The sequence below is a fragment of the Streptomyces sp. DSM 106670 genome, assembly GCF_055792845.1.
The window spans coordinates 5,057,593-5,083,754 of the sequence record NZ_CM147704.1; the positions used below are offsets into that span (position 1 = coordinate 5,057,593).

At 68.3% G+C, this 26,162-nt stretch carries 23 protein-coding genes and 4 tRNA genes; 21 read left to right on the forward strand and 6 right to left on the reverse strand.

Annotated features, from left to right (window positions below):
• Positions 1-51 precede the first annotated feature (51 nt).
• A tRNA-Tyr gene (locus ACSMXR_RS22450) sits at positions 52-133 on the forward strand.
• An 85-nt stretch (positions 134-218) separates the two neighbouring features.
• Here ACSMXR_RS22450 and ACSMXR_RS22455 read toward each other — a convergent pair.
• Positions 219-875, reverse strand: a complete 657-nt coding sequence (locus ACSMXR_RS22455) for an SDR family oxidoreductase (RefSeq protein ID WP_137232483.1) — start codon at positions 873-875, stop codon at positions 219-221.
• Between the two features lie 34 nt (positions 876-909).
• Complete coding sequence (locus ACSMXR_RS22460) at positions 910-2,205, reverse strand: amidohydrolase family protein (RefSeq protein WP_137232482.1); 1,296 nt, start codon at positions 2,203-2,205, stop codon at positions 910-912.
• Between the two features lie 255 nt (positions 2,206-2,460).
• On the opposite strand from ACSMXR_RS22460, the gene ACSMXR_RS22465 reads away from it, so the two are divergent.
• The 6 genes from ACSMXR_RS22465 (at position 2,461) to ACSMXR_RS22490 (ending at position 5,042) form a co-directional block, all read left to right on the forward strand.
• Positions 2,461-2,533, forward strand: a tRNA-Thr gene (locus ACSMXR_RS22465).
• A 46-nt stretch (positions 2,534-2,579) separates the two neighbouring features.
• Positions 2,580-2,652: transfer RNA gene (locus ACSMXR_RS22470), tRNA-Met, on the forward strand.
• An 88-nt stretch (positions 2,653-2,740) separates the two neighbouring features.
• Complete coding sequence (gene rpmG, locus ACSMXR_RS22475; protein WP_003956487.1) at positions 2,741-2,905, forward strand: 50S ribosomal protein L33; 165 nt, start codon at positions 2,741-2,743, stop codon at positions 2,903-2,905.
• 91 nt (positions 2,906-2,996) lie between these two features.
• Positions 2,997-3,449, forward strand: a complete 453-nt coding sequence (locus tag ACSMXR_RS22480) for an FAS1-like dehydratase domain-containing protein (RefSeq protein ID WP_473169785.1) — start codon at positions 2,997-2,999, stop codon at positions 3,447-3,449.
• On the forward strand, positions 3,449-3,877 hold the full coding sequence (locus ACSMXR_RS22485) for a MaoC family dehydratase (protein ID WP_218525081.1): 429 nt from the start codon (positions 3,449-3,451) through the stop codon (positions 3,875-3,877). Before ACSMXR_RS22480 ends, ACSMXR_RS22485 begins: the two co-directional genes overlap by 1 nt.
• Positions 3,878-3,986: 109 nt before the next feature.
• On the forward strand, positions 3,987-5,042 hold the full coding sequence (locus tag ACSMXR_RS22490; protein ID WP_137232481.1) for a UDP-N-acetylmuramate dehydrogenase: 1,056 nt from the start codon (positions 3,987-3,989) through the stop codon (positions 5,040-5,042).
• A 43-nt stretch (positions 5,043-5,085) separates the two neighbouring features.
• Here ACSMXR_RS22490 and ACSMXR_RS22495 read toward each other — a convergent pair whose 3' ends face one another.
• Positions 5,086-5,721 carry an NAD(P)-dependent oxidoreductase gene (locus tag ACSMXR_RS22495; RefSeq protein WP_473169786.1) on the reverse strand — a complete coding sequence of 212 codons (636 nt, stop codon included), beginning with the start codon at positions 5,719-5,721 and terminating at the stop codon, positions 5,086-5,088.
• Between the two features lie 98 nt (positions 5,722-5,819).
• On the opposite strand from ACSMXR_RS22495, the gene ACSMXR_RS22500 reads away from it, so the two are divergent.
• Positions 5,820-6,410 (forward strand): TetR/AcrR family transcriptional regulator, encoded by a 591-nt coding sequence (locus ACSMXR_RS22500; RefSeq protein ID WP_030084298.1) that lies wholly within the window; start codon positions 5,820-5,822, stop codon positions 6,408-6,410.
• Here ACSMXR_RS22500 and ACSMXR_RS22505 read toward each other — a convergent pair.
• Together ACSMXR_RS22505 and ACSMXR_RS22510 are read right to left on the reverse strand one after the other, a co-directional pair.
• Positions 6,403-7,416 (reverse strand): adenosine deaminase, encoded by a 1,014-nt coding sequence (locus tag ACSMXR_RS22505; RefSeq protein WP_381790411.1) that lies wholly within the window; start codon positions 7,414-7,416, stop codon positions 6,403-6,405. The two genes, ACSMXR_RS22500 and ACSMXR_RS22505, sit on opposite strands and share 8 nt — an antisense overlap.
• A gap of 138 nt (positions 7,417-7,554) precedes the next feature.
• Entirely contained in the window at positions 7,555-8,781 is a 1,227-nt protein-coding gene (locus tag ACSMXR_RS22510) for a pyridoxal phosphate-dependent aminotransferase (protein WP_218525079.1), read from the reverse strand.
• Positions 8,782-8,993: 212 nt separating this feature from the next.
• Between ACSMXR_RS22510 and ACSMXR_RS22515 the strand changes: the two genes are divergently transcribed.
• The 10 genes from ACSMXR_RS22515 (at position 8,994) to ACSMXR_RS22560 (ending at position 22,317) form a co-directional block, all read left to right on the forward strand.
• A tRNA-Trp gene (locus ACSMXR_RS22515) sits at positions 8,994-9,066 on the forward strand.
• A gap of 106 nt (positions 9,067-9,172) precedes the next feature.
• Complete coding sequence (secE, locus tag ACSMXR_RS22520) at positions 9,173-9,460, forward strand: preprotein translocase subunit SecE (RefSeq protein ID WP_030084301.1); 288 nt, start codon at positions 9,173-9,175, stop codon at positions 9,458-9,460.
• Positions 9,461-9,533: 73 nt separating this feature from the next.
• Positions 9,534-10,418 carry a transcription termination/antitermination protein NusG gene (gene nusG / locus ACSMXR_RS22525; protein WP_137232478.1) on the forward strand — a complete coding sequence of 295 codons (885 nt, stop codon included), beginning with the start codon at positions 9,534-9,536 and terminating at the stop codon, positions 10,416-10,418.
• A gap of 177 nt (positions 10,419-10,595) precedes the next feature.
• The gene (rplK, locus tag ACSMXR_RS22530; protein ID WP_010058817.1) at positions 10,596-11,030 is read left to right on the forward strand and encodes a 50S ribosomal protein L11; all 435 of its coding nucleotides are present in this window, start codon (positions 10,596-10,598) and stop codon (positions 11,028-11,030) included.
• A gap of 80 nt (positions 11,031-11,110) precedes the next feature.
• Positions 11,111-11,833, forward strand: coding sequence for a 50S ribosomal protein L1 (rplA, locus tag ACSMXR_RS22535; protein WP_381790408.1), 723 nt, complete (start codon positions 11,111-11,113; stop codon positions 11,831-11,833).
• A gap of 171 nt (positions 11,834-12,004) precedes the next feature.
• Positions 12,005-12,910 (forward strand): SCO4651 family lipoprotein, encoded by a 906-nt coding sequence (locus tag ACSMXR_RS22540; RefSeq protein WP_400910697.1) that lies wholly within the window; start codon positions 12,005-12,007, stop codon positions 12,908-12,910.
• A 273-nt stretch (positions 12,911-13,183) separates the two neighbouring features.
• A complete protein-coding gene (gene rplJ / locus ACSMXR_RS22545; protein ID WP_003966997.1) occupies positions 13,184-13,741 on the forward strand; it encodes a 50S ribosomal protein L10 in 558 nt (185 codons plus the stop codon).
• Between the two features lie 84 nt (positions 13,742-13,825).
• Complete coding sequence (rplL, locus tag ACSMXR_RS22550; protein ID WP_137232475.1) at positions 13,826-14,209, forward strand: 50S ribosomal protein L7/L12; 384 nt, start codon at positions 13,826-13,828, stop codon at positions 14,207-14,209.
• Positions 14,210-14,833: 624 nt separating this feature from the next.
• Positions 14,834-18,319, forward strand: coding sequence for a DNA-directed RNA polymerase subunit beta (rpoB, locus tag ACSMXR_RS22555; protein ID WP_473169787.1), 3,486 nt, complete (start codon positions 14,834-14,836; stop codon positions 18,317-18,319).
• Positions 18,320-18,417: 98 nt separating this feature from the next.
• Positions 18,418-22,317 carry a DNA-directed RNA polymerase subunit beta' gene (locus ACSMXR_RS22560; RefSeq protein ID WP_030084311.1) on the forward strand — a complete coding sequence of 1,300 codons (3,900 nt, stop codon included), beginning with the start codon at positions 18,418-18,420 and terminating at the stop codon, positions 22,315-22,317.
• A 100-nt stretch (positions 22,318-22,417) separates the two neighbouring features.
• Here ACSMXR_RS22560 and ACSMXR_RS22565 read toward each other — a convergent pair whose 3' ends face one another.
• Complete coding sequence (locus tag ACSMXR_RS22565) at positions 22,418-22,690, reverse strand: hypothetical protein (protein ID WP_473169788.1); 273 nt, start codon at positions 22,688-22,690, stop codon at positions 22,418-22,420.
• 442 nt (positions 22,691-23,132) lie between these two features.
• On the opposite strand from ACSMXR_RS22565, the gene rpsL reads away from it, so the two are divergent.
• The 3 genes from rpsL to fusA are packed head-to-tail and all read left to right on the forward strand — an operon-like array spanning position 23,133 to position 26,145.
• A complete protein-coding gene (rpsL, locus tag ACSMXR_RS22570) occupies positions 23,133-23,504 on the forward strand; it encodes a 30S ribosomal protein S12 (protein ID WP_003948652.1) in 372 nt (123 codons plus the stop codon).
• 2 nt (positions 23,505-23,506) lie between these two features.
• Positions 23,507-23,977, forward strand: coding sequence for a 30S ribosomal protein S7 (rpsG, locus tag ACSMXR_RS22575; RefSeq protein WP_003966970.1), 471 nt, complete (start codon positions 23,507-23,509; stop codon positions 23,975-23,977).
• Positions 23,978-24,015: 38 nt separating this feature from the next.
• On the forward strand, positions 24,016-26,145 hold the full coding sequence (fusA, locus tag ACSMXR_RS22580; RefSeq protein ID WP_137232474.1) for an elongation factor G: 2,130 nt from the start codon (positions 24,016-24,018) through the stop codon (positions 26,143-26,145).
• Positions 26,146-26,162: the final 17 nt, after the last annotated feature.

Genomic DNA, 26,162 nt, shown 5'->3' on the forward strand with positions numbered 1-26,162 from the left:
TGTTTACGTCGTCGCCAAGGAGCTCACCACGAGATCCAACGCGTCGTTCGAGGCGGTGTGCCCGAGTGGCCAAAGGGAGCAGACTGTAAATCTGCCGGCTCAGCCTACCCAGGTTCGAACCCTGGCGCCGCCACGCGAACGAAGCCCCCGACCAGTCTTCTGGCCGGGGGCTTCCTCGTTGTCCGGGCGGCGTTCTCGGCGCGGAGTCCCGGTGCGGATCAGTTGCCCGCGACGTCCTTCACGGCCACCGTCACCGGCACGTTCCCGGAGATCGCCTCCAGGGTGAGGCCCGCCGTCGCCGGGGTGTCCAGCAGCTCCAGCAGCGTGGCCGCCACATCGTCGCGGGGGATCGGGCCGCGGCCCGTCGAGGAGGCCAGCAGGACCTGCCCGGTGCCCGCGTCGTCGGTCAGCATGCCGGGGCGCAGGATCGTCCAGTCCAGCGCGGTACGGGAGCGTACGTCGGCGTCGGCGGCGCCCTTGGCCCGGAGGTACACGTCGAAGACCTCGTCGCCGGGGTGGTCGGGGTCGGCGCCCATCGAGGAGACGACGAGATAGCGGCGGACGCCCGCCGCCTCGGCCGCGTCGGCGAACAGCACGGCCGCGTCGCGGTCGACGGTGTCCTTGCGGGCGGTACCGCTGTTCGGCCCCGCGCCCGCCGCGAAGACGGCCGCGTCCGCGCCGCGCAGCACCTCCGCGGTCTGCTCCACGGTGGCCGATTCGAGGTCCAGCACGGCGGGTTGGGCGCCGGCGTCGGTCAGGTCCTGACTCTGTTGGGGGTTGCGGATGATCCCTACGGCTTCATCCCCGCGTGCGGCGAGCAGCCGCTCCAGCCGCAGTGCGATCTGTCCGTGTCCACCTGCGATGACAATGCGCATACCTCCGACCGTACGCCCGGGGGCGGGCTTCCGCTCAGTTCCTGGGCCCGGGACCGGAGTCGGGTCGTCCCTGGCGCGGAAGGCCGCCGAGGCCCGCGGTGGCGTCGGCGTCGGAGTCGCAGTACTCGCGCACGGCGCTGGTGCGGGCGACGATCCGGCCGCGGTGGATGACGATGCGGCTGTAGGCGAGGGAGAGCACTCCGGAGAGCCGTTCGCCGCGTACGGCGAGGAGTTCGGCGGGAAAGCCCGCCTCGACGCGTACGTCGGGAAGGCCGATGGCCGCGCGCGCGGTCGTGGAGACCAGGGCGTACGCCTGTTCGGCGCGTAGCCCGGCCTGCGAGGCGAGGAGGTAGGCCGCTTCGAGCGGATCGCCGCGGCCGACCGGATTGGCCGTGTCCCGCAGCGCGCCACTGCCCGCCGCGACACGGACGCCGGCGGAGCGCAGCAGGCGTACGGGGGCGGTCGTACGGCGCTCCGCACCGGCGCAGCCGCCCTGGGGCAGGCAGACCACGGTGATCCCGGCGGCGGCCAGCCGGTCGGCGGCGCGGGTCGCGGCGTCCAGCGGCAGATGGGCCAGACCGGCGCACGGGCCGAGGGTGACACCGGGGCGCAGACCGGCGGCCATCGCGGCGAGCCGGGCCAGCCGGGCGGGGTCGTCGCCGTCGGTGTGCAGGTCCACGGGGCAGCCGTGCTCGGCGGCGATCTCCAGGACGGCCTCGGTGTAGCCCGTGGGGTCCGGGTCGAGGTCGGGGCAGCCGCCGACGACGGCCGCGCCCATCTTCACCGCGTCCCTGAGCATCGCGAGGCTGTCCGCCCCGGCGACGCCGGTGAGGATCCGGGGGACCGCGACGGGCATCACGTCGGCGAGGCCGCGCAGGGCGCGCCGGGTCTGCAGGACGGCTTCGAGCGGGACGAGGCCCTGGACGTCGCCGACGCGGACGTGGGTGCGCAGGGCGGTCGCGCCGTGGCCGAGCTGGAGGAGCGCGGCCTCGGTGGCGCGGCGCTGGATGTCCTCGGCGCGGTGGGAGGCCGGGCCCGGGCTGTCGGGGCCCGCGCTGTCCGCCGTGAGGGCGGTGTCGCTGTGGGCGTGGGGTTCGGCCGGGGCGGGGAGCAGGAGATAGCCGCGGAGGTCGATGCGGGGGCCGCGGGCGGTGAGGCTGCCTGCGGTGCCCACGGCCTCGATCCGGCTGCCGCTCAGGCGTACGTCGACGGCCCGGCCGTCGGCGAGGCGGGCGCCGCTGAGGACGAGGGCGGGGGTGTCGGCGGTGGTGGCTGCGTCGGCGCTGTCGGGCGCGTTGTCGTCGGGCCGCCGTGGCTGGCTGTCAGGCATCGCGCTCCTGGGAGGGGTGCAAGATCACACGGAGTGACCACACCCTAGGGGCGTGCGGGGGCGGCTTCCGGGAGGAGCGGAATAGTCGTACCGGTGCGCCTGTGCTGTCGGCCGGCCGGGCCCGGTCCTGAGGCGGATGCGGCCTGGATCAAGGCCTGATCAGGGGGTGTGGGCGGCCCCGGACTGAGGGCCGGAGCGTGCGGAACAAACGGATTTGGGCAACCGGCGGGGGACCGTGTAATGTCTTCATCGCTCGCCCCAATAGCTCAGTCGGTAGAGCGTCTCCATGGTAAGGAGAAGGTCTGCGGTTCGATTCCGCATTGGGGCTCTGGTGATCGGGAAACCCCGCTTCGGCGGGGGGACTCATTCATCAAAGCGGTGTAGCTCAGTCGGTAGAGCAAGCGGCTCATAATCGCTGTGTCACCGGTTCAAGTCCGGTCACCGCTACTAACGGTAGCCGATTGTTGGGTCGGTCCTTCGATCGGCTACCCTTTCATGCGTTCATCCGTCCATCGTCCGTCCAAGGAGCACTCACGTGGCTGCCACCGACGTCCGCCCGAAGATCACGCTGGCCTGCGTGGAGTGCAAGGAGCGGAACTACATCACCAAGAAGAACCGGCGTAACAACCCGGACCGTCTTGAGATGAAGAAGCACTGCCCGCGCTGCAACTCGCACACCGCGCACCGCGAAACGCGCTGAATCAGGCTCGTACACGAGGCCGTCCCCTCTGGGGGCGGCCTCGTGTCGTTGTGTTCGTCTTTCACCAGGTTTCTCAGGAGGTAGCGAGCTCATGGCGCTCGACCAGTCCTTCGTGGGGCGGACCTATCCGCCCACTCCGGCGTACGAGGTCGGCCGGGAGAAGATCCGCGAGTTCGCCGAGGCGGTGGGCGACCCCCACCCGGCGTACGTCGACGTGGAGGCCGCCCGAGCACTCGGTCACGCCGATGTGATCGCGCCGCCCACCTTCGTCTTCTCGATCACCTTCCGGGCCGCCGGAGAGGTGGTGCAGGACCCGCAGCTGGGCCTGGACTACAGCCGGGTGGTGCACGGGGACCAGAAGTTCTCCTACGTGCGTCCGGTGCGGGCGGGGGACCTGCTGACGGTCACCTCGACGATCGAGGCGATCAAGTCCCTCGCGGGCAACGACATCCTGGACGTCCGCGGGGATGTCCACGACGAGGCCGGCGAACTGGTCGTCACGGCGTTGACGAAGCTGGTGGCGCGCGCCGCCGAGGAGGCGTGATGACGGCGAAGGTCTCTTACGGGTCGGTCGAGGTCGGCACCGAACTGCCGGCGCGGTCGTTCCCGGTGACGCGGGCCACGCTCGTGCAGTACGCGGGCGCCTCGGGTGACTTCAACCCCATCCACTGGAACGAGAAGTTCGCGCGCGAGGTCGGGCTGCCGGATGTGATCGCGCACGGCATGTTCACGATGGCCGAGGCGATCCGGGTGGTCACGGACTGGGCCGGCGACCCGGGCGCGGTCGTCGACTACGGGGTGCGTTTCACCAAGCCGGTCGTCGTGCCCAACGACGACAAGGGCGCGCTGATCGAGGTCAGCGGCAAGGTCGCCGCGAAGCTGGACGACAACCTGGTCCGGGTGGACCTGGTCGCCGTGTGCGACGGCAAGAAGGTGCTGGGCATGTCCCGCGCCGTGGTCCGACTCGCCTGAGACGTACCGGCGCGTCGGCCGGAGCCGGTGGCCGTCCGAGCCCCGGACCCCGGCGTACGGTCCGTGGCCCGGCACCGGCGGCCGGGCCACGGACCGTACTCTTGTCCCCGTGCAGGAACTCCACGACGCCCCCCTCGCCCCCCTGACCACCTTCCGGCTCGGCGGCCCCGCGGCCCGGCTGCTGACCGCCACGACCGACGCCGAGGTGATCGCCGCCGTACGCGAGGCCGACGCGAGCGGCACCCCGCTGCTGGTGATCGGCGGCGGCTCCAACCTGGTCATCGGGGACAAGGGCTTCGACGGCACCGCGCTGCGCATCGCCACCCAGGGCTTCGCACTCTCGGGTACGTCCCTGGAGCTGGCGGCCGGCGAGGTGTGGACCGACGCCGTCGCCCGGACCGTCGAGGCGGGTCTGGCGGGCATCGAGTGCCTGGCCGGAATCCCCGGCTCCGCCGGCGCGACGCCCATCCAGAACGTCGGCGCGTACGGGCAGGAGGTGTCCACCACCATCACGGAGGTCGTCGCCTACGACCGGCGCACCGAGGAGACGGTGACGATTCCGAACGCGGAGTGCGCGTTCTCGTACCGCCACAGTCGCTTCAAGGCCGAACCCGACCGCTTCGTGGTGCTGCGTGTCCGATTCGAGCTGGAAGAGGCCGCCGGGCTTTCCGCGCCCCTCAAGTACCCCGAAACGGCCAGGGCCATGGGCGTCGAGCAGGGCGACCGCGTCCCGCTGGAGGCCGCCCGCGAGACCGTGCTGCGGCTGCGGGCAGGCAAGGGCATGGTGCTGGACCCGGAGGACCACGACACCTGGTCGGCGGGGTCCTTCTTCACCAACCCGATCCTCGAACCGGCCGCGTTCCAGGACTTCCTCGACCGGGTCCGCGAACACCTCGGCCCGGACGTGACGCCCCCCGCCTTCCCCGCCGAGGACGGCCGCACCAAGACCTCGGCGGCCTGGCTGATCGACCGGGCCGGATTCACCAAGGGCTACGGCAGCGGCCCCGCCCGGATCTCCACCAAGCACACCCTCGCCCTCACCAACCGGGGCGCGGCCACCACCGAGGACCTGCTCGCCCTGGCCCGCGAGGTCGTCGCCGGAGTGCACCGGGCCTTCGGCGTCACCCTGGTCAACGAGCCGGTGACGGTCGGCGTCAGCCTCTAGGAACGTACGTACGCGGTCAGCCTCCGGGAACGTGACCACGCGGTCAGTACGCGACGCCCACGCCCTGCCGCACGGCCGCCGGGTCGTCGATCAGCGCGAGCATCGCGTGCGCCACGTCCGCCCGGGAGATGGACCGGCCGCTGCGCGGCGTACCGCCCACGACCTTCCGGTAGACGCCCGTACGCGCCCCGTCCGTCAGCTTCGGCGGGCGCACCGAGGTCCAGTCCGTGGCGCTGCGGGCCAACGCCGCCTCCATCCGGGCGAGATCGGCGTACAGCTCCGCCAGGACCGCCCCGATCGCCCGGCGCATCAACCGGTCCACCAGCGGATCGTCCGCCGGCTCCGGCCCGACCGGCGCCGCGCTCACCACCAGCAGCCGCCGGACGCCCTCCGCCTCCATCGCCGACACGATCCGGCCGGTCAGCCGCTCGGCGACGCCGTTCGCCTTCCGGCCGCGCGAGCCGAGCCCCGAGAGCACCGCGTCCCGTCCCGCCACCGCCGCCCGCACCGCCGCCGGATCGTCCAGCCGCACGACGGCGTGGAGCGCCGCGCGATCCAGCGACGCGGGCAGCCGGTCCGGGTCGCGGACCACGGCCGTCACCTCGTGCCCCGCCGAGAGTGCCTGCCCCACGACCTCCCGGCCGACACCGCCGGTCGCTCCGAACACGGTGATTCTCATGGTGCGCCCCCTGGTGGGTGAGTGTTCACTAACCTCTAGGATGGGTGGCTTCCCACCCGGGCGTCAAGATTTCCGGGTCCCGGCCGGTTGGAGCACGCATGGACCAGAAGCCCGCCCGCGTCCGGATCGTCGACGCGGCGCACGAGCTGATGCTCTCCATCGGCCTCGCCCGGACCACCACCAAGGAGATCGCCAAGGCGGCCGGCTGCTCGGAGGCGGCGCTCTACAAGTACTTCTCCGGCAAGGAGGAGCTGTTCGTCACCGTCCTCGCCGAGCGGCTGCCCCGGCTCGGCAATCTGCTCGGCGAACTGAAGGCCGGCGAGGGCAGTGTCGAGGGCAACCTCACCGAGATCGCCCGGGTGGCCGCCCTGTTCTACGAGCAGACCTTCCCCATGGCCGCGTCCCTCTACGCCGAGCCCCAGCTCAAACGCCGCCACGAGCAGGGCGTGGGCGGGCTGGAGGCCGGGCCCCACCTGCCGATCCAGTGGCTCGACGCCTATCTGCGCGCCGAACAGGGCGCGGGCCGCATCCGGGCCGACGCGGACACCTACGCCGCCGCCTCCCTGCTGATGGGCGCCTGCGCCCAGCGGGCCTTCGCCTACGCCGCGCTCCCCGGCGGCGAGCCCCCGCAGCCCCTGGACGACTTCGCCGCCTCCGTCGCCCGCACCCTGCTGGGCGGAATCAGCTAGCCAGCCAGTCGTCGATCCCGGACAGCAGCTTCTCCCGTACGTCCACGGGGGCCGCCGAGCCGCGCACCGACTGCCGGGCCAGCTCGGCCAGCTCCTCGTCGGTGAAGTCGTGGTGGCGGCGCACCAGCTCGTACTGGGCGGCCAGCCGCGAACCGAACAGCAGCGGGTCGTCCGCGCCCAGCGCCATCGGCACGCCCGCGTCGAACAGAGTGCGCAGGGGGACGTCGGCGGGCTTCTCGTAGACGCCGAGCGCCACATTGGACGACGGGCAGACCTCGCAGGTGATCCCGCGCTCGGCGAGCTTGCGCAGCAGCCGGGGGTCCTCGGCGGCCCGGACACCGTGGCCGATGCGCGAGGCGTCCAGGTCGTCGAGGCAGTCGCGCACGCTGGAGGGCCCCGACAGCTCCCCGCCGTGCGGAGCCGCCAGCAGACCGCCCTCGCGGGCGATGGCGAAGGCCCGGTCGAAGTCGCGCGCCATCCCGCGCCGCTCGTCGTTGGAGAGCCCGAAGCCGACGACGCCCCGGTCCGCGTACCGCACGGCGAGCCGGGCCAGGGTGCGGGCGTCCAGCGGGTGCTTCATCCGGTTGGCGGCGATCACCACCCGCATGCCCAGGCCGGTGTCCCGGGCGGCGCTGTCCACGGCGTCGAGGATGATCTCGATGGCCGGGATCAGCCCGCCGAGCAGCGGGGCGTACGAGGTGGGGTCGACCTGGATCTCCAGCCAGCCCGAGCCGTCCGCGACATCCTCCTGGGCGCTCTCGCGCACCAGGCGGTGGATGTCCTCCGGGGACCGCAGGCACGACCGGGCGATGTCGTAGAGGCGCTGGAAACGGAACCAGCCGCGCTCGTCGGTCGCCCGCAGCTTCGGCGGTTCACCGCCGGTCAGGGCGTCCGGGAGGTGGACCCCGTACTTGTCGGCGAGTTCGAGCAGGGTGGTGGGCCGCATCGACCCGGTGAAGTGCAGGTGCAGGTGGGCCTTGGGCAACAGACGTACATCACGCTCCATTGGAAGATCCTGCCGCACGGGCGGGCCGGAGCGGTAGCCGCTTTCCCCTACGGAGGGCGGCTCGAACAAAAAAGTGCCCCCGGCCGGTGGTGTTCCGGCGGCCGGGGGCACTTCCCGTGAGCGGCTGTGCGCGACCGGTCAGGCCTTGGCCTCGCCCAGCAGCTTCTGGATCCGCGAGACGCCCTCGATGAGGTCGTCGTCGCCCAGGGCGTAGGAAAGGCGCAGGTAGCCGGGGGTGCCGAAGGCCTCGCCGGGCACGACGGCGACCTCGGCCTCGTCCAGGATCAGGGCGGCCAGCTCGACCGAGGTGGCCGGGCGCTTGCCGCGGATCTCCTTGCCGAGCAGGTCCTTCACCGTCGGGTAGGCGTAGAACGCGCCCTCGGGCTCCGGGCAGAACACGCCGTCGATCTCGTTGAGCATCCGCACGATGAGCTTGCGGCGGCGGTCGAAGGCGGTGCGCATCTCGGCGACCGCGTCCAGCGGGCCGGAGACCGCGGCGAGCGCGGCCACCTGGGCGACGTTGGAGACGTTGGAGGTGGCGTGCGACTGGAGGTTGGTCGCGGCCTTCACGACGTCCTTCGGGCCGATGACCCAGCCCACCCGCCAGCCGGTCATCGCGTACGTCTTGGCGACGCCGTTGACGACGATGCACTTGTCGCGCAGCTCGGGGACGATCGCCGGGAGCGAGGTGAACGTGGCGTCGCCGTAGACGAGGTGCTCGTAGATCTCGTCGGTGAGCACCCACAGACCGTGCTCGACGGCCCAGCGGCCGATGGCCTCGGCGTCGGCCTCGCTGTAGACGGCGCCGGTCGGGTTGGACGGCGAGACGAAGAGAACGACCTTGGTCTTCTCGGTGCGCGCGGCCTCCAGCTGCTCGACGGAGACCCGGTAGCCGGTGGTCTCGTCGGCGACGACCTCGACCGGGACACCGCCCGCGAGCCGGATCGACTCGGGGTAGGTGGTCCAGTACGGGGCGGGGACGATGACCTCGTCGCCCGGGTCGAGGATCGCGGCGAAGGCTTCGTAGATGGCCTGCTTACCGCCGTTGGTGACCAGGATCTGGCTGGCGTCGACCTCGTAGCCGGAGTCGCGCAGCGTCTTCTCTGCGATGGCGGCCTTGAGCTCGGGGAGCCCGCCGGCCGGGGTGTAGCGGTGGTACTTCGGGTTGCGGCAGGCCTCGACCGCGGCGTCGACGATGTAGTCGGGCGTCGGGAAGTCGGGCTCGCCGGCCCCGAAGCCGATCACCGGACGCCCGGCGGCCTTGAGGGCCTTGGCCTTGGCGTCGACGGCGAGGGTCGCGGACTCGGAGATCGCACCGATGCGGGCGGAAACCCGGCGCTCGGACGGTGAAGTTGCAGCGCTCATGGCCCCATGCTCCCAGACCGTAAAAGCCGTCGGCACAGGGGTTTCAGGGACCGGACAGGACCCGGACAGCATCCGGACAGGACCGGTCGGTAGTTGTCTGTTCGACGCAGCGGCCCTGAACACGTACACTCACCTGTCGTTGGCCTTCACCAGCCGCACCGTTCCTGCACCCGGTCACCGGGAAAGATGCGGTAGGTTGGTGGAAACCACAAAGGGTCGTAGCTCAATTGGTAGAGCACTGGTCTCCAAAACCAGCGGTTGGGGGTTCAAGTCCCTCCGGCCCTGCTACACACTCCTTCGCCAGGATGTGTGCGCATGTACGTACTTCATTGCACAGCCGTGCGGCTCCACCGGGCGCGGCACGGCCACGACCCGGAATCAGGTGAGTAGCGTGACGGACGCCGTGGGCTCCATCGACATGCCTGATGCCGATGATGAAGCTCCTGAGTCGAAGAAGAAGACTCGGAAGGGCGGAAAGCGCGGCAAGAAGGGCCCTCTGGGCCGTCTCGCGCTGTTCTACCGCCAGATCGTCGCCGAACTTCGTAAGGTTGTCTGGCCGACGCGTAGCCAGCTGACGACGTACACCTCCGTGGTGATCGTGTTCGTCGTCGTCATGATCGGTCTTGTTACCGTTCTCGACATGGGCTTCGCCCGGGTCATCAAGTACGTCTTCGGCTGATCTCGCGGAAGGCGTCCGACCCGGCGCCCCTTTCGCACGTTCCACCCTTTGTATCCAGGAAGAAGCAGCCATCGTGTCTGACCCGAACCTGAACGACGCCGTCGAGCCCGAGGCCGGCGCCTCAGAGTCCGCCAAGGACGAGCTCGACATCGTTGAGGCTGCTGACTCCGTGGACCCGGACCAGGCCGAAGCCGCCGACCTCGCCGCGGGCGAGCCCGCCGAGCAGGCCGCCGTGAACGCCGAGGCGGAGGAGTCCGACGAGGACATCGCCGCCGAGGACGCCGTCGCCGAGGCCGACGACGAGAGCGCCGACGAGGAAGAGGCCGAGCCGGCCGCCCCCGTCGACCCCGTCACCGCCCTGCGCGAAGAGCTTCGCGGTCTCCCCGGCGAGTGGTACGTCATCCACACGTACGCCGGTTACGAGAAGCGCGTGAAGGCCAACCTGGAGCAGCGCGCCGTCTCGCTGAACGTGGAGGAGTTCATCTATCAGGCCGAGGTGCCTGAGGAGGAAATCGTCCAGATCAAGAACGGCGAGCGCAAGAACGTCCGGCAGAACAAGCTCCCCGGCTACGTGCTGGTGCGCATGGACCTGACGAACGAGTCCTGGGGCGTCGTGCGGAACACGCCGGGCGTCACCGGCTTCGTGGGCAACGCCTACGACCCGTACCCGCTGACCCTGGACGAGATCGTCAAGATGCTCGCCCCGGAGGCCGAGGAGAAGGCCGCCCGCGAGGCCGCCGAGGCCGAGGGCAAGCCGGCTCCGGCCCGCAAGGTCGAGGTCCAGGTGCTGGACTTCGAGGTCGGCGACTCGGTCACCGTCACCGACGGCCCGTTCGCCACGCTGCAGGCCACGATCAACGAGATCAACGCCGACTCGAAGAAGGTCAAGGGCCTCGTCGAGATCTTCGGCCGCGAGACCCCGGTCGAGCTCAGCTTCGACCAGATCCAGAAGAACTAGCGCTTCCCGCCGGTTTCTGGACACATGCCTACCCAGCAGGTCAGAGGGGCTTCGCGGCCGCTCTGACCTGCTTGGTTTTTGGTCGCACAGCTATACCCGTTATCGTTGTGCGGTATGCCTCCATCCGGATGACCGGAATCGGCGGCGAAACACTCTCACTAGGACCCGGAGAGAGCAATGCCTCCCAAGAAGAAGAAGGTCACGGGGCTTATCAAGCTCCAGATCAACGCCGGTGCGGCGAACCCGGCCCCGCCGGTCGGCCCCGCGCTCGGTCAGCACGGCGTCAACATCATGGAGTTCTGCAAGGCCTACAACGCCGCGACCGAGTCGCAGCGTGGCATGGTCGTGCCGGTGGAGATCACGGTCTACGAGGACCGCTCCTTCACCTTCATCACGAAGACTCCGCCGGCCGCCAAGCTGATCCTCAAGGCCGCGGGTGTGGACAAGGGCTCCGGCGAGCCGCACAAGACCAAGGTCGCCAAGCTGACGGCCGCCCAGGTCCGCGAGATCGCCACGACGAAGCTCCCCGACCTGAACGCCAATGACCTCGACGCCGCGTCGAAGATCATTGCCGGCACCGCCCGCTCCATGGGCATCACGGTCGAAGGCTGATTCAGCCCCGTAGCCCTCAGTGGTAGGACCAAGCGCTGGTCCGCACCACGACTCCACACTCTGAAACCACAGGAGTAGAAGTGAAGCGCAGCAAGAACCTCCGCGCTGCGGACGCCAAGGTCGACCGGGCGCGTACCTACGCCCCGCTCGAGGCCGTCCGTCTCGCCAAGGACACCTCGTCCACGAAGTTCGACGGCACCGTCGAGGTCGCCTTCGCGCTGGGTGTCGACCCGCGCAAGGCCGACCAGATGGTCCGCGGCACCGTGAACCTCCCGCACGGCACCGGCAAGACCGCCCGGGTCCTGGTCTTCGCGACCGGTGACCGTGCTGCGGCCGCGGAAGCCGCCGGAGCCGACATCGTCGGCGCCGACGAGCTCATCGACGAGGTGGCGAAGGGCCGTCTGGACTTCGACGCCGTCGTCGCGACCCCGGACCTCATGGGCAAGGTCGGCCGCCTGGGCCGCGTGCTCGGTCCGCGTGGTCTGATGCCGAACCCGAAGACCGGCACCGTCACCCCCGATGTCGCGAAGGCTGTCAACGACATCAAGGGCGGCAAGATCGAGTTCCGCGTCGACAAGCACGCGAACCTGCACTTCATCATCGGCAAGGTCTCCTTCGACGAGACCAAGCTGGTGGAGAACTACGCAGCGGCGCTGGAGGAGATCCTCCGTCTGAAGCCGTCCGCCGCCAAGGGCCGCTACATCAAGAAGGCCACCCTGGCCACCACGATGGGCCCCGGCATCCCGCTGGACTCCAGCCGCACCCGCAACCTCCTCGTCGAGGAGGACCCGGCCGCCGTCTGAGCCACCGTGCTCACCCGGTAGCCGCGTCGCACGCGTGCACTGTGTGAACGGGCCCCGCAACCTTTCGAGGTGCGGGGCCCGTCCTCGTTTCCGTAAGACCCCATGCCTGTCAGTGCCCTATGACACTGTTGTGCGGGGGACGAAAGACGAATACGAGGGGTGGACGGGTACATGAGGACGAGCACGGCACGACGCATGGGTACGGCGCTGGCCGCCGCGGCGGCACTGACGTCGATAGCGGCCTGCAGTGGCTCCGACAGCTCGGGCGGATCCGGTTCGGACAAGGCGGGCGCCGTCTCCAAGGCGAGCCCCGTGGCCGCGCTGAAGCAGGTGCAGCAGAAGACCGGCGGCGCTCAGTCCGCGAAGGTCGAGGGCACCACCGAGATGGGCGACACCATGTCCATGAAGCAGTCCGGGGCCATCGGCTGGTCCGACGGCCTCTCGGGCGCGCTGACCATCACGTACACCGGCGGCACCATGGGCGACGCCCTGAAGCAGGCCGGCGGCGACGGATCGGTGGAGGCCCGCTACTTCAAGGACGAGTACTACGCCAACATGGGCGACGCCATGGCGGCCAACCTCGGCGGGAAGCACTGGATCCGGTATTCCTACGAGGACCTCGCCGAGCTGGGCGGCGCCTCCGGCGACGTCATGAAGGACCAGATCCAGAACAGCACGCCCGAACAGGGTGTGAAGGCGCTCCTGGCCTCCGGGGACGTCAAGAAGGTCGGCCAGGAGGACGTCCGCGGGGTCTCCGCGACGCACTACTCCGGCACGGTCGACGTGGCCGACCTGACCGCGAAGAACAGCGAGCTGGACGCGGAGCAGCTGGCCGCGTTCAAGGAGCAGCTCGCGCTGGCCGGGGTGACCACCCAGACCGTCGACATCTGGGTCGACAAGAACGACCTGCTCGTGAAGAAGACCGAGCGCGGCGAGATGAAGACCGGCACGTTCAACTCGACGCTCTTCTACAGCGACTACGGCACCGAGGTCCCCTCCGAGAAGCCGGCGACCTCGGACACCGTGGACTTCAAGGAGATGCTGAAGCAGGGCGGTACCCCGGGCGGCACCGCCTGACACCTCCCGCAAGGGACGAACAGGGACGGATTTGCTCGTCCCCCTTCCGGTCGCGTACTCTCACCAGGAAGCCAAAGACCGCTGGTCGTCACTGTGTCTCGTCAGAGGGACGGTGACCGAAGGTTCCGCTAGATCGGACGACCTGCGCAGGTGACTGTGGAACGCTCCCGGACTCTGTTCGGTCGAGCTGCGCCCTGGCACTTGTGCTGGGGCGTTTCGTCTTTCCCGGCCCCTTCTGAGCGGTCCTCATCACCCGGAAGGAGGCCGACGCTCATGGCAAGGCCCGACAAGGCTGCCGCGGTAGCCGAGCTGACGGACCAGTTCCGCAGCTCGAACGCCGCCGTGCTGACCGAGTACCGGGGTCTCACCGTGGCACAGCTCAAGGAGCTGCGCCGTTCGCTCGGTGAGAACGCCCAGTACGCCGTGGTGAAGAACACGCTGACCAAGATTGCGGCCAACGAGGCCGGGATCGACACGCTGGACGACCTGTTCTCGGGTCCGACGGCGGTTGCCTTCGTCACCGGTGACCCGGTGGAGTCGGCGAAGGGTCTTCGTGACTTCGCCAAGGACAACCCCAACCTCATCATCAAGGGCGGTGTCCTTGACGGTAAGGCGCTGTCCGCCGATGAGATCAAGAAGCTCGCGGACCTCGAGTCCCGCGAGGTTCTGCTCTCCAAGCTGGCCGGTGCTTTCAAGGGCAAGCAGACGCAGGCGGCGCAGGTCTTCCAGGCCCTGCCCTCCAAGTTCGTCCGCACCGCGGAAGCTCTTCGCGCCAAGAAGGAAGAGCAGGGCGGTGCCGGTACTCCGGCTCCCGCCGAGGCCGCCGAGTAATTTCGCTCAGCGGTCCAGCGGGCTCCACGTACGCCCGCCGACACATACACCCGGCACCTGCCGAATAGTGGAAGGACGCCTGTCATGGCGAAGCTGTCCCAGGAAGAGCTGCTCGCGCAGTTCGAAGAGCTGACCCTCATCGAGCTCTCCGAGTTCGTCAAGGCCTTCGAGGAGAAGTTCGACGTCACCGCCGCTGCGGCCGTCGCCGTCGCCGGTCCCGCCCAGGGCGGCGCCCCGGCCGAGGCCGAGGCCGAGCAGGACGAGTTCGACGTCATCCTCACCGGCGCCGGCGAGAAGAAGATCCAGGTCATCAAGGTCGTGCGTGAGCTGACCTCGCTGGGTCTGAAGGAGGCCAAGGACCTCGTCGACGGCACCCCGAAGCCGGTCCTCGAGAAGGTCGCCAAGGAGGCCGCCGAGAAGGCTGCCGAGTCCCTCAAGGCCGCCGGCGCTTCCGTCGAGGTCAAGTAACACCTCGGGAGTCCTCCGGACTCCCTGGGCACGTCACGTGCCCGCGCCAAGGGCGATCACCCATCCGGGTGGTCGCCCTTCGGCGTGCCCGGGGCGGGTGCCTTGCTCTTCCGCCGACGACGAGTAGGGTGATCTTCGCCGTGCGCCTCTCGCGGGGCCCCTCAGGGGCGTCCTGCGGGTATCCCGGGGGTGGCCGGTGAAGGCTCCTGGAGGTCCGATCGGACCGGCGGGCCTTGACGAACCGGACGCGGCGCGCAATTCTCAGGACGCGTCCTCACTTCGATCCGTATCCGAGGCATGGATCGAGAGTGAAGAGGGCAGTAAAGAAGAGCGCACCCCGCGCGAGGGCTAGGGCTAGACATAGGTGTTGAGAACAGCTGTTGAGAGCAACGTGGGTCTCTGAGAACCCCGACTGGACATCAGTGTGCCGCTTGGCTACACTGACCCTTTGCGCTGCCTGTTAGCTGCCTCCTGCCCGTCACCAGGGGCATGCCCACGCTGAAGCACCGATGACCGACCCCCTCCGACCTGGTCGTTTGCGACCGATTCGGAACGGCCTGTCTTTGTGTCCAGAGTGGGACCGGTACGCGCGTAGTGAGTCCGAGCCCTCGGAAGGACCCCCTCTTGGCCGCCTCGCGCAACGCCTCGACCGCGAATACGAACAACGGTGCCAGCGCCGCCCCGCTGCGCATCTCTTTTGCAAAGATCAAGGAGCCCCTCGAGGTTCCGAACCTCCTCGCGCTGCAGACCGAGAGCTTTGACTGGCTCCTGGGCAACGCCGCCTGGAAGGCTCGCGTCGAGGCTGCTCTGGACAGTGGACAAGACGTCCCCACCAAGTCCGGCCTGGAGGAGATCTTCGAGGAGATCTCACCGATCGAGGACTTCTCCGGGTCGATGTCGCTTACGTTCCGCGACCACCGCTTCGAGCCCCCGAAGAACTCGATCGACGAGTGCAAGGAGCGCGACTTCACGTTCGCCGCGCCGCTCTTCGTCACGGCCGAGTTCACCAACAACGAGACCGGCGAGATCAAGTCCCAGACGGTCTTCATGGGCGACTTCCCGCTCATGACCAACAAGGGCACCTTCGTCATCAACGGCACCGAGCGTGTCGTCGTGTCGCAGCTGGTCCGCTCGCCGGGTGTCTACTTCGACTCCTCCATCGACAAGACGTCCGACAAGGACATCTTCTCGGCCAAGATCATCCCGTCCCGGGGTGCCTGGCTGGAGATGGAGATCGACAAGCGCGACATGGTCGGTGTCCGCATCGACCGCAAGCGCAAGCAGTCCGTCACCGTCCTCCTCAAGGCTCTCGGCTGGAGCACCGAGCAGATCCTGGAGGAGTTCGGCGAGTACGAGTCGATGCGCGCCACCCTGGAGAAGGACCACACCCAGGGCCAGGACGACGCACTGCTCGACATCTACCGCAAGCTGCGTCCGGGCGAGCCGCCGACCCGCGAGGCCGCTCAGACGCTGCTCGAGAACCTCTACTTCAACCCGAAGCGCTACGACCTCGCGAAGGTCGGCCGCTACAAGGTGAACAAGAAGCTCGGCGCCGATGAGCCGCTGGACGCCGGGGTGCTCACCACCGACGACGTCATCGCGACCATCAAGTACCTGGTCAAGCTGCACGCCGGCGAGACCGAGACGACCGGCGAGTCGGGCCGGGAGATCGTCGTCGAGACCGACGACATCGACCACTTCGGCAACCGTCGTCTGCGTAACGTCGGCGAGCTCATCCAGAACCAGGTCCGTACGGGCCTGGCGCGGATGGAGCGCGTCGTGCGTGAGCGCATGACCACCCAGGACGTCGAGGCGATCACGCCGCAGACCCTGATCAACATCCGGCCGGTCGTCGCCTCCATCAAGGAGTTCTTCGGCACCAGCCAGCTGTCGCAGTTCATGGACCAGAACAACCCGCTGTCGGGTCTCACCCACAAGCGCCGTCTGTCGGCTCTTGGCCCGGGTGGTCTCTCCCGTGAGCGGGCCGGCTTCGAGGTCCGAGACGTGCACCCGTCCCACTACGGACGCATGTGCCCGATCGAGACCCCCGAAGGCCCGAACATCGGTCTGATCGGTTCGCTCGCCTCGTACGGCCGCGTCAACGCGTTCGGCTTCATCGAGACGCCGTACCGCAAGGTCGTCGACGGCCAGGTCACCGACGACGTCGACTACATCACGGCCGACGAGGAGGACCGCTTCGTCATCGCCCAGGCGAACGCGACGCTCTCCGACGAGCTGCGCTTCACCGAGCCCCGCGTCCTGGTCCGCCGTCGTGGCGGAGAGGTCGACTACGTGCCCGGCACGGACGTCGACTACATGGACGTCTCGCCGCGCCAGATGGTGTCCGTCGCCACCGCGATGATCCCCTTCCTGGAGCACGACGACGCCAACCGTGCCCTCATGGGCGCGAACATGATGCGGCAGGCGGTGCCGCTGATCAAGTCGGAGGCCCCGCTGGTCGGCACCGGCATGGAGTACCGCTGCGCCACCGACGCCGGTGACGTCCTCAAGGCCGAGAAGGACGGTGTGGTCCAGGAGGTCTCCGCGGACTACATCACCGTCACGAACGACGACGGCACGTACACCACGTACCGCATCGCCAAGTTCATGCGCTCCAACCAGGGCACCTCGGTCAACCAGAAGGTCGTCGTCTCCGAGGGCGACCGGATCGTGGCCGACCAGGTGCTCGCCGACGGACCGGCCACCGAGAACGGTGAGATGGCCCTCGGCAAGAACCTGCTCGTGGCGTTCATGCCGTGGGAGGGTCACAACTACGAGGACGCGATCATCCTGTCGCAGCGCCTCGTGCAGGACGACGTCCTCTCCTCGATCCACATCGAGGAGCACGAGGTCGACGCCCGTGACACCAAGCTCGGCCCGGAGGAGATCACCCGGGACATCCCGAACGTCTCCGAAGAGGTCCTCGCCGACCTCGACGAGCGCGGCATCATCCGGATCGGTGCCGAGGTCGTCGCCGGCGACATCCTCGTCGGCAAGGTCACGCCCAAGGGCGAGACCGAGCTGACCCCCGAGGAGCGCCTGCTCCGCGCGATCTTCGGCGAGAAGGCGCGCGAGGTGCGCGACACCTCGCTGAAGGTGCCGCACGGTGAGATCGGCAAGGTCATCGGCGTCCGCGTCTTCGACCGCGAAGAGGGCGACGAGCTGCCGCCGGGCGTGAACCAGCTGGTCCGCGTCTACGTCGCGCAGAAGCGCAAGATCACCGATGGTGACAAGCTCGCCGGCCGTCACGGCAACAAGGGCGTCATCTCCAAGATCCTGCCGATCGAGGACATGCCGTTCCTGGAGGACGGCACCCCGGTCGACATCATCCTCAACCCGCTGGGTGTCCCGTCCCGAATGAACCCGGGACAGGTCCTGGAGATCCACCTCGGCTGGCTCGCCAGCCGCGGCTGGGACGTCTCCGGCCTCGGTGACGAGTGGGCCCAGCGCCTGCAGGCCATCGGCGCCGACCAGGTCGCCCCCGGCACCAACGTCGCCACGCCCGTCTTCGACGGTGCGCGCGAGGACGAGATCACCGGCCTCTTCCAGGCCACGATCCCCAACCGCGACGGCGACCGGCTGGTCCAGCCCTCCGGCAAGGCCCAGCTCTACGACGGCCGCTCCGGCGAGCCGTTCCCGGACCCGGTCTCGGTCGGGTTCATGTACATCCTCAAGCTGCACCACCTGGTCGACGACAAGCTCCACGCGCGTTCGACCGGCCCGTACTCCATGATCACCCAGCAGCCGCTGGGTGGTAAGGCGCAGTTCGGTGGTCAGCGCTTCGGTGAGATGGAGGTGTGGGCCCTTGAGGCATACGGCGCCGCATACGCCCTCCAGGAGCTCCTGACGATCAAGTCCGACGACGTGACCGGCCGCGTGAAGGTCTACGAGGCCATCGTCAAGGGCGAGAACATCCCCGAGCCCGGCATTCCCGAGTCCTTCAAGGTGCTCATCAAGGAAATGCAGTCGCTCTGCCTCAACGTGGAGGTGCTGTCCTCGGACGGCATGTCCATCGAGATGCGCGACACGGACGAGGACGTCTTCCGCGCGGCGGAGGAACTCGGTATCGACCTGTCCCGGCGCGAGCCGAGCAGCGTCGAAGAGGTCTGACGGGCCGGCCGGCCGCCTCATCCCGAGGCGGCCGGCCCTCCCCGGACCCGTTCAGACCATTGATTGAGACGAGACCCCGAAAGAGGGATTGACGACAAGTGCTCGACGTCAACTTCTTCGACGAGCTGCGGATCGGCCTTGCCACCGCGGACGACATCCGGACCTGGTCGCACGGCGAAGTCAAGAAGCCGGAGACCATCAACTACCGCACGCTCAAGCCCGAAAAGGACGGACTCTTCTGCGAGAAGATCTTCGGTCCGACCCGGGACTGGGAGTGCTACTGCGGCAAGTACAAGCGTGTCCGCTTCAAGGGCATCATCTGTGAGCGCTGCGGCGTCGAGGTCACTCGCGCCAAGGTGCGTCGTGAGCGGATGGGCCACATCGAGCTTGCCGCTCCCGTCACCCACATCTGGTACTTCAAGGGCGTTCCCTCGCGCCTCGGATACCTGCTGGACCTCGCGCCGAAGGACCTCGAAAAGGTCATCTACTTCGCCGCGTACATGATCACGTTCGTGGACGAGGAGCGTCGTACCCGCGACCTGCCGTCCCTGGAGGCCCACGTCTCCGTCGAGCGCCAGCAGACCGAGAACCGCCGCGACTCCGACCTGGAGGCCCGCGCCAAGAAGCTCGAGACCGACCTGGCCGAGCTGGAGGCCGAGGGCGCCAAGGCCGACGTGCGCCGCAAGGTGCGCGAAGGCGCCGAGCGTGAGATGAAGCAGCTGCGCGACCGTGCGCAGCGCGAGATCGACCGCCTCGACGAGGTGTGGAGCCGCTTCAAGAACCTCAAGGTCCAGGACCTGGAGGGCGACGAGCTGCTCTACCGCGAGCTGCGTGACCGCTTCGGCACGTACTTCGACGGCTGCATGGGCGCCGCCGCGCTGCAGAAGCGGCTGGAGTCCTTCGACCTCGACGAGGAGGCCGAGCGCCTCCGCGAGATCATCCGTACCGGCAAGGGCCAGAAGAAGACCCGTGCGCTCAAGCGCCTCAAGGTCGTCTCCGCGTTCCTGCAGACCAGCAACAAGCCCAAGGGCATGGTGCTCGACTGCGTGCCGGTCATCCCGCCGGACCTGCGTCCGATGGTGCAGCTGGACGGTGGCCGCTTCGCGACCTCCGACCTGAACGACCTGTACCGCCGTGTGATCAACCGCAACAACCGCCTCAAGCGTCTCCTTGACCTCGGCGCCCCCGAGATCATCGTGAACAACGAGAAGCGGATGCTGCAGGAGGCCGTCGACGCGCTGTTCGACAACGGCCGCCGCGGTCGCCCGGTCACCGGTCCCGGTAACCGCCCGCTGAAGTCCCTGAGCGACATGCTCAAGGGCAAGCAGGGTCGTTTCCGTCAGAACCTCCTCGGCAAGCGCGTGGACTACTCCGCGCGTTCCGTGATCGTCGTCGGTCCGCAGCTCAAGCTGCACCAGTGCGGTCTGCCGAAGGCGATGGCGCTGGAGCTCTTCAAGCCGTTCGTGATGAAGCGCCTGGTGGACCTGAACCACGCGCAGAACATCAAGTCGGCCAAGCGCATGGTCGAGCGTGGCCGCACCGTCGTGTACGACGTCCTCGAAGAGGTCATCGCCGAGCACCCGGTGCTGCTGAACCGTGCGCCCACCCTGCACCGCCTCGGCATCCAGGCCTTCGAGCCGCAGCTGGTCGAGGGCAAGGCCATCCAGATCCACCCGCTCGTCTGCACCGCGTTCAACGCGGACTTCGACGGTGACCAGATGGCCGTGCACCTGCCGCTCTCCGCGGAGGCGCAGGCCGAGGCCCGCATCCTGATGCTGTCCTCGAACAACATCCTGAAGCCGGCCGACGGTCGTCCCGTCACCATGCCGACCCAGGACATGGTGCTGGGTCTCTTCTTCCTCACCACGGACGAAGAGGGCCGCAACGTCAAGGGCACGGACCGCGCGTTCGGCTCCACGGCCGAGGCCACCATGGCCTTCGACGCCCGCGAGCTGTCGCTCCAGGCGAAGGTCGACATCCGCTTCCCGGTCGGCACCATGCCGCCGCGTGGCTGGGTGCCGCCGGTCGCCGAGGAGGGCGAGCCGGAGTACCAGCCCGGCGACACCTTCCGGCTGCGAACCAGCCTGGGCCGTGCGCTCTTCAACGAGCTGCTGCCCGAGGACTACCCGTTCGTCGACTACTCGGTGGGCAAGAAGCAGCTCTCCGAGATCGTCAACGACCTGGCCGAGCGCTACCCCAAGGTCATCGTGGCGGCGACGCTCGACAACCTGAAGGCGGCGGGCTTCCACTGGGCGACCCGTTCGGGCGTCACCGTGGCCATCTCCGACGTCGTCGTGCCCGAGGCCAAGAAGGCCATCGTCAAGGGCTACGAGGACCAGGACGAGAAGGTCCAGAAGCAGTACGAGCGCGGTCTGATCACCAAGGACGAGCGCACGCAGGAGCTCATCGCGATCTGGACCAAGGCGACCAACGAGGTTGCCGAGGCGATGAACGCGAACTTCCCGAAGACGAACCCCATCTTCATGATGGTCGACTCGGGTGCCCGAGGAAACATGATGCAGATGCGTCAGATCGCGGGTATGCGTGGTCTGGTGTCGAACGCCAAGAACGAGACGATTCCCCGTCCCATCAAGGCGTCCTTCCGCGAGGGCCTCACCGTTCTGGAGTACTTCATCTCCACGCACGGTGCCCGTAAGGGTCTGGCGGACACCGCCCTGCGTACCGCCGACTCGGGTTACCTGACCCGTCGTCTGGTGGACGTCTCGCAGGACGTGATCATTCGCGAGGAGGACTGCGGCACCGACCGCGGCCTCAAGCTGAAGATCGCGGTCAAGGGCGCCGACGGCGTGCTCCGCAAGACGGAGGACGTCGAGACCTCGGTCTACGCCCGCATGCTCGCCGAGGACGTCGTGGTGGACGGCAAGGTCATCGCGCCTGCCAACGTCGACCTCGGTGACGTCCTGATCGACGCCCTGGTGGGCGCCGGCGTCGAGGAGGTCAAGACCCGCTCGGTCCTGACCTGTGAGTCCGCGGTCGGCACCTGTGCCTTCTGCTACGGACGCTCGCTCGCCACCGGCAAGCTGGTCGACATCGGTGAGGCGGTCGGCATCATCGCCGCCCAGTCCATCGGTGAGCCCGGTACCCAGCTGACGATGCGTACCTTCCACACCGGTGGTGTGGCCGGTGACGACATCACCCAGGGTCTGCCCCGAGTCGTCGAGCTCTTCGAAGCCCGTACGCCCAAGGGTGTCGCCCCGATCTCCGAGGCCAAGGGCCGCGTGCGGATCGAGGAGACCGAGAAGACCAAGAAGCTCGTCGTCACCCCGGACGACGGCAGCGACGAGACGGCGTTCCCGATCTCGAAGCGTGCCCGTCTGCTCGTGGGCGAGGGCGACGCGGTCGAGGTGGGCCAGAAGCTCACCGTCGGTGCGACCAACCCGCACGACGTGCTGCGCATCCTCGGCCAGCGTGCGGTCCAGGTCCACCTGGTCGGCGAAGTCCAGAAGGTCTACAACTCGCAGGGCGTGTCGATCCACGACAAGCACATCGAGATCATCATCCGGCAGATGCTCCGCCGTGTGACGATCATCGAGTCCGGCGACGCGGAGCTGCTTCCGGGCGAGCTGGTCGAGCGGTCGAAGTTCGAGACCGAGAACCGTCGTGTGGTCACCGAGGGCGGTCACCCCGCCTCCGGCCGTCCGCAGCTGATGGGTATCACCAAGGCCTCGCTCGCCACCGAGTCGTGGCTGTCGGCGGCGTCCTTCCAGGAGACGACCAGGGTTCTGACCGACGCGGCGATCAACGCCAAGTCGGACTCCCTGATCGGCCTCAAGGAGAACGTCATCATCGGTAAGCTCATCCCGGCCGGTACGGGCCTGTCCCGCTACCGCAACATCCGGGTCGAGCCGACCGAGGAGGCCAAGGCCGCGATGTACTCGGCCGTCGGCTACGACGACATCGACTACTCGCCGTTCGGCACCGGCTCCGGCCAGGCCGTTCCGCTGGAGGACTACGACTACGGTCCGTACAACCAGTAAGCGAGTGCTCGTCGCTTGAACGACCGGAGGGCGGTCACCCCGTGCACAACGGGGTGGCCGCCCTCCGGCGTGTGGGCCGCCAGGAGCCGCTGGGCGCCCTCTACCGGCCGAGCAGGGCGTGGTGCACCCGGAGCAGGGCGCGGGTGCCCACGGCCAGCAGAGGGGGCACGTCGGGCAGCGGGACCCTGCGGGCGAGGGCCAGCACGTCGACGACGATCGCGTAGTCGTCGACGACGGACCGCGGCAGTCCGGGAGCGGTCATGGCCGGGGCGTAGGCGGAAGCGGCGTCACCGTATTCGATGACGGCCAGACTGACGTCGGTGTCGAGCGCGCTCGGTGCCGGGGATACGGGGTCACGGCGGTCGGCTGTCATGTGGACCTCCTTGGGCCGGGCCGGTCCGGGGACCGGTCGGGCTGGTCGGCTGACCGCATTGTCCGGCATGATGGGGTACGGCGGCAGGGCGCAAGTACGCTGTCTCCGCGCCGCTTGACTGCCGGGATCCGGCAAGTGCGTCAGCCGCCGGCCGTACGGCTCCGGGGCCCGTCCCGGGTGGTCGGCGGGCGGGGCCCGTCCGCGTGGACAGCATTTGTTTTGACCCAGCTCCGTGAGGTAGGTACGCTCAAGCCTTGTGCCTGGGGTGTGCCTGGGTTCGTGTGCGTGTCCTCAACCGCATCGCGAGTCCGTCAGTGGCCACCGCAATCTGCGCCCCTTCTGTCCCCAGGGCGGAAGTCCGCAGTATTCGACACACCCGACCGCGTGGGTCGGCGATGTTCCAGGTTAGTTTCACGAACGGCACACAGAAACCGGAGAAGTAGTGCCTACGATCCAGCAGCTGGTCCGGAAGGGCCGGCAGGACAAGGTCGAGAAGAACAAGACGCCCGCGCTCGAGGGTTCGCCCCAGCGTCGCGGTGTCTGCACGCGTGTGTTCACGACCACCCCGAAGAAGCCGAACTCGGCGCTCCGTAAGGTCGCGCGTGTGCGTCTGACCTCCGGCATCGAGGTCACGGCCTACATCCCGGGTGAGGGACACAACCTGCAGGAGCACTCCATCGTGCTCGTGCGTGGTGGCCGTGTGAAGGACCTGCCGGGTGTTCGTTACAAGATCATCCGCGGCTCCCTTGACACCCAGGGTGTCAAGAACCGCAAGCAGGCCCGCAGCCGCTACGGCGCCAAGAAGGAGAAGTAAGAATGCCTCGTAAGGGCCCCGCCCCGAAGCGCCCGGTCATCATCGACCCGGTCTACAGCTCTCCTCTTGTCACCTCGCTGATCAACAAGATCCTCCTCGACGGCAAGCGTTCCACCGCCGAGCGGATCGTGTACGGCGCCATGGAAGGCCTCCGCGAGAAGACCGGCAACGACCCGGTCATCACGCTGAAGCGCGCGCTTGAGAACGTCAAGCCCTCGCTCGAGGTCAAGTCCCGCCGTGTCGGTGGCGCCACCTACCAGGTGCCGATCGAGGTCAAGCCCGGTCGCGCCTCCACCCTCGCTCTGCGCTGGCTCGTCGGTTACTCCCGCGCCCGCCGCGAGAAGACCATGACCGAGCGCCTCATGAACGAACTGCTCGACGCCTCCAACGGCCTCGGCGCTTCGGTCAAGAAGCGTGAGGACACCCACAAGATGGCCGAGTCCAACAAGGCCTTCGCGCACTACCGCTGGTAGTCGCTACCCCCATCGAGACCGAGAGAAGATTGAGCCTTATGGCCACCACTTCGCTTGACCTGGCCAAGGTCCGCAACATTGGGATCATGGCCCACATCGACGCGGGGAAGACGACCACCACTGAGCGGATCCTCTTCTACACCGGTGTGAGCTACAAGATCGGTGAAGTCCACGACGGCGCTGCCACGATGGACTGGATGGAGCAGGAGCAGGAGCGCGGCATCACGATCACGTCCGCCGCGACGACCTGTCACTGGCCGCTCAACGATGTTGACCACACCATCAACATCATCGACACCCCGGGTCACGTCGACTTCACCGTCGAGGTGGAGCGTTCGCTCCGCGTCCTCGACGGCGCTGTCACCGTGTTCGACGGCGTCGCCGGCGTCGAGCCGCAGTCCGAGACCGTTTGGCGTCAGGCGGACCGCTACGGCGTGCCGCGTATCTGCTTCGTCAACAAGCTCGACCGCACCGGCGCCGACTTCTTCCGTTGTGTGCAGATGATCATCGACCGCCTCGGCGCGACCCCGATCGTCATGCAGCTCCCCATCGGCGCCGAAGCGGACTTCACGGGCGTCGTCGACCTCGTGTCGATGAAGGCCTTCGTGTACCCCGAAGAGGCCGCCAAGGGCGAGATGTACAACGTCGTCGAGATCCCGGACAACCTCAAGGAGTCGGCCGCCGAGTGGCGCGGCAAGCTCCTGGAGGCCGTGGCCGAGAACGACGACGCCATGATGGAGCTGTACCTGGAGGGCAACGAGCCCACCCAGGAGCAGCTGCACGAGGCCATCCGTCGCATCACGCTGGCGTCGAAGGGCAGTGCCGACTCCGTCACCGTCACCCCGGTGTTCTGTGGCACCGCGTTCAAGAACAAGGGCGTCCAGCCCCTGCTCGACGCGGTCGTGCGCTACCTGCCTTCCCCCCTGGACGTCGAGGCCATCGAGGGCCACGACGTGAAGGACCCGGAGAAGGTCATCGCCCGCAAGCCCTCGGACGACGAGCCGTTCTCCGGCCTGGCGTTCAAGATCGCGAGCGACCCGCACCTGGGCAAGCTCACCTTCGTCCGGATCTACTCCGGTCGCCTGGAGGCCGGCACCGCGGTGCTGAACTCCGTCAAGGGCAAGAAGGAGCGCATCGGCAAGATCTACCGCATGCACGCGAACAAGCGTGAGGAGATCGCATCGGTGGGCGCCGGCGACATCATCGCCGTCATGGGTCTCAAGCAGACCACCACCGGTGAGACGCTGTGCGACGACAAGAACCCGGTCATCCTGGAGTCCATGGACTTCCCGGCGCCGGTCATTCAGGTCGCCATCGAGCCGAAGTCCAAGGGTGACCAGGAGAAGCTGGGTGTCGCCATCCAGCGCCTCTCGGAGGAGGACCCCTCCTTCCAGGTGCACTCCGACGAGGAGACCGGCCAGACCATCATCGGTGGTATGGGCGAGCTTCACCTCGAGGTGCTCGTCGACCGCATGAAGCGCGAGTTCCGCGTCGAGGCGAACGTCGGCAAGCCCCAGGTCGCCTACCGCGAGACGATCCGCAAGACCGTCGAGCGCATCGACTACACGCACAAGAAGCAGACTGGTGGTACCGGCCAGTTCGCGAAGGTGCAGATCGCCCTTGAGCCCATCGAGGGTGGCGACGCCTCCTACGAGTTCGTCAACAAGGTCACCGGTGGCCGCATCCCCCGTGAGTACATTCCCTCGGTGGACGCGGGTGCTCAGGAAGCCATGCAGTTCGGCATCCTGGCCGGTTACGAGATGGTCGGCGTCCGCGTCACCCTTCTCGACGGTGGTTACCACGAGGTCGACTCCTCGGAGCTCGCCTTCAAGATCGCCGGTTCGCAGGCGTTCAAGGAGGGTGCCCGCAAGGCGTCCCCCGTGCTCCTCGAGCCGATGATGGCCGTCGAGGTCACCACGCCCGAGGACTACATGGGCGATGTCATCGGCGACCTCAACTCCCGCCGTGGCCAGATCCAGGCCATGGAGGAGCGCAGCGGCGCTCGCGTCGTGAAGGGCCTCGTGCCCCTCTCGGAGATGTTCGGCTACGTCGGAGACCTCCGCAGCAAGACCTCGGGTCGCGCAAGCTACTCGATGCAGTTCGACTCCTACGCCGAGGTTCCGCGGAACGTCGCCGAGGAGATCATCGCGAAGGCCAAGGGCGAGTAACTCTCCCGAGCTCACGC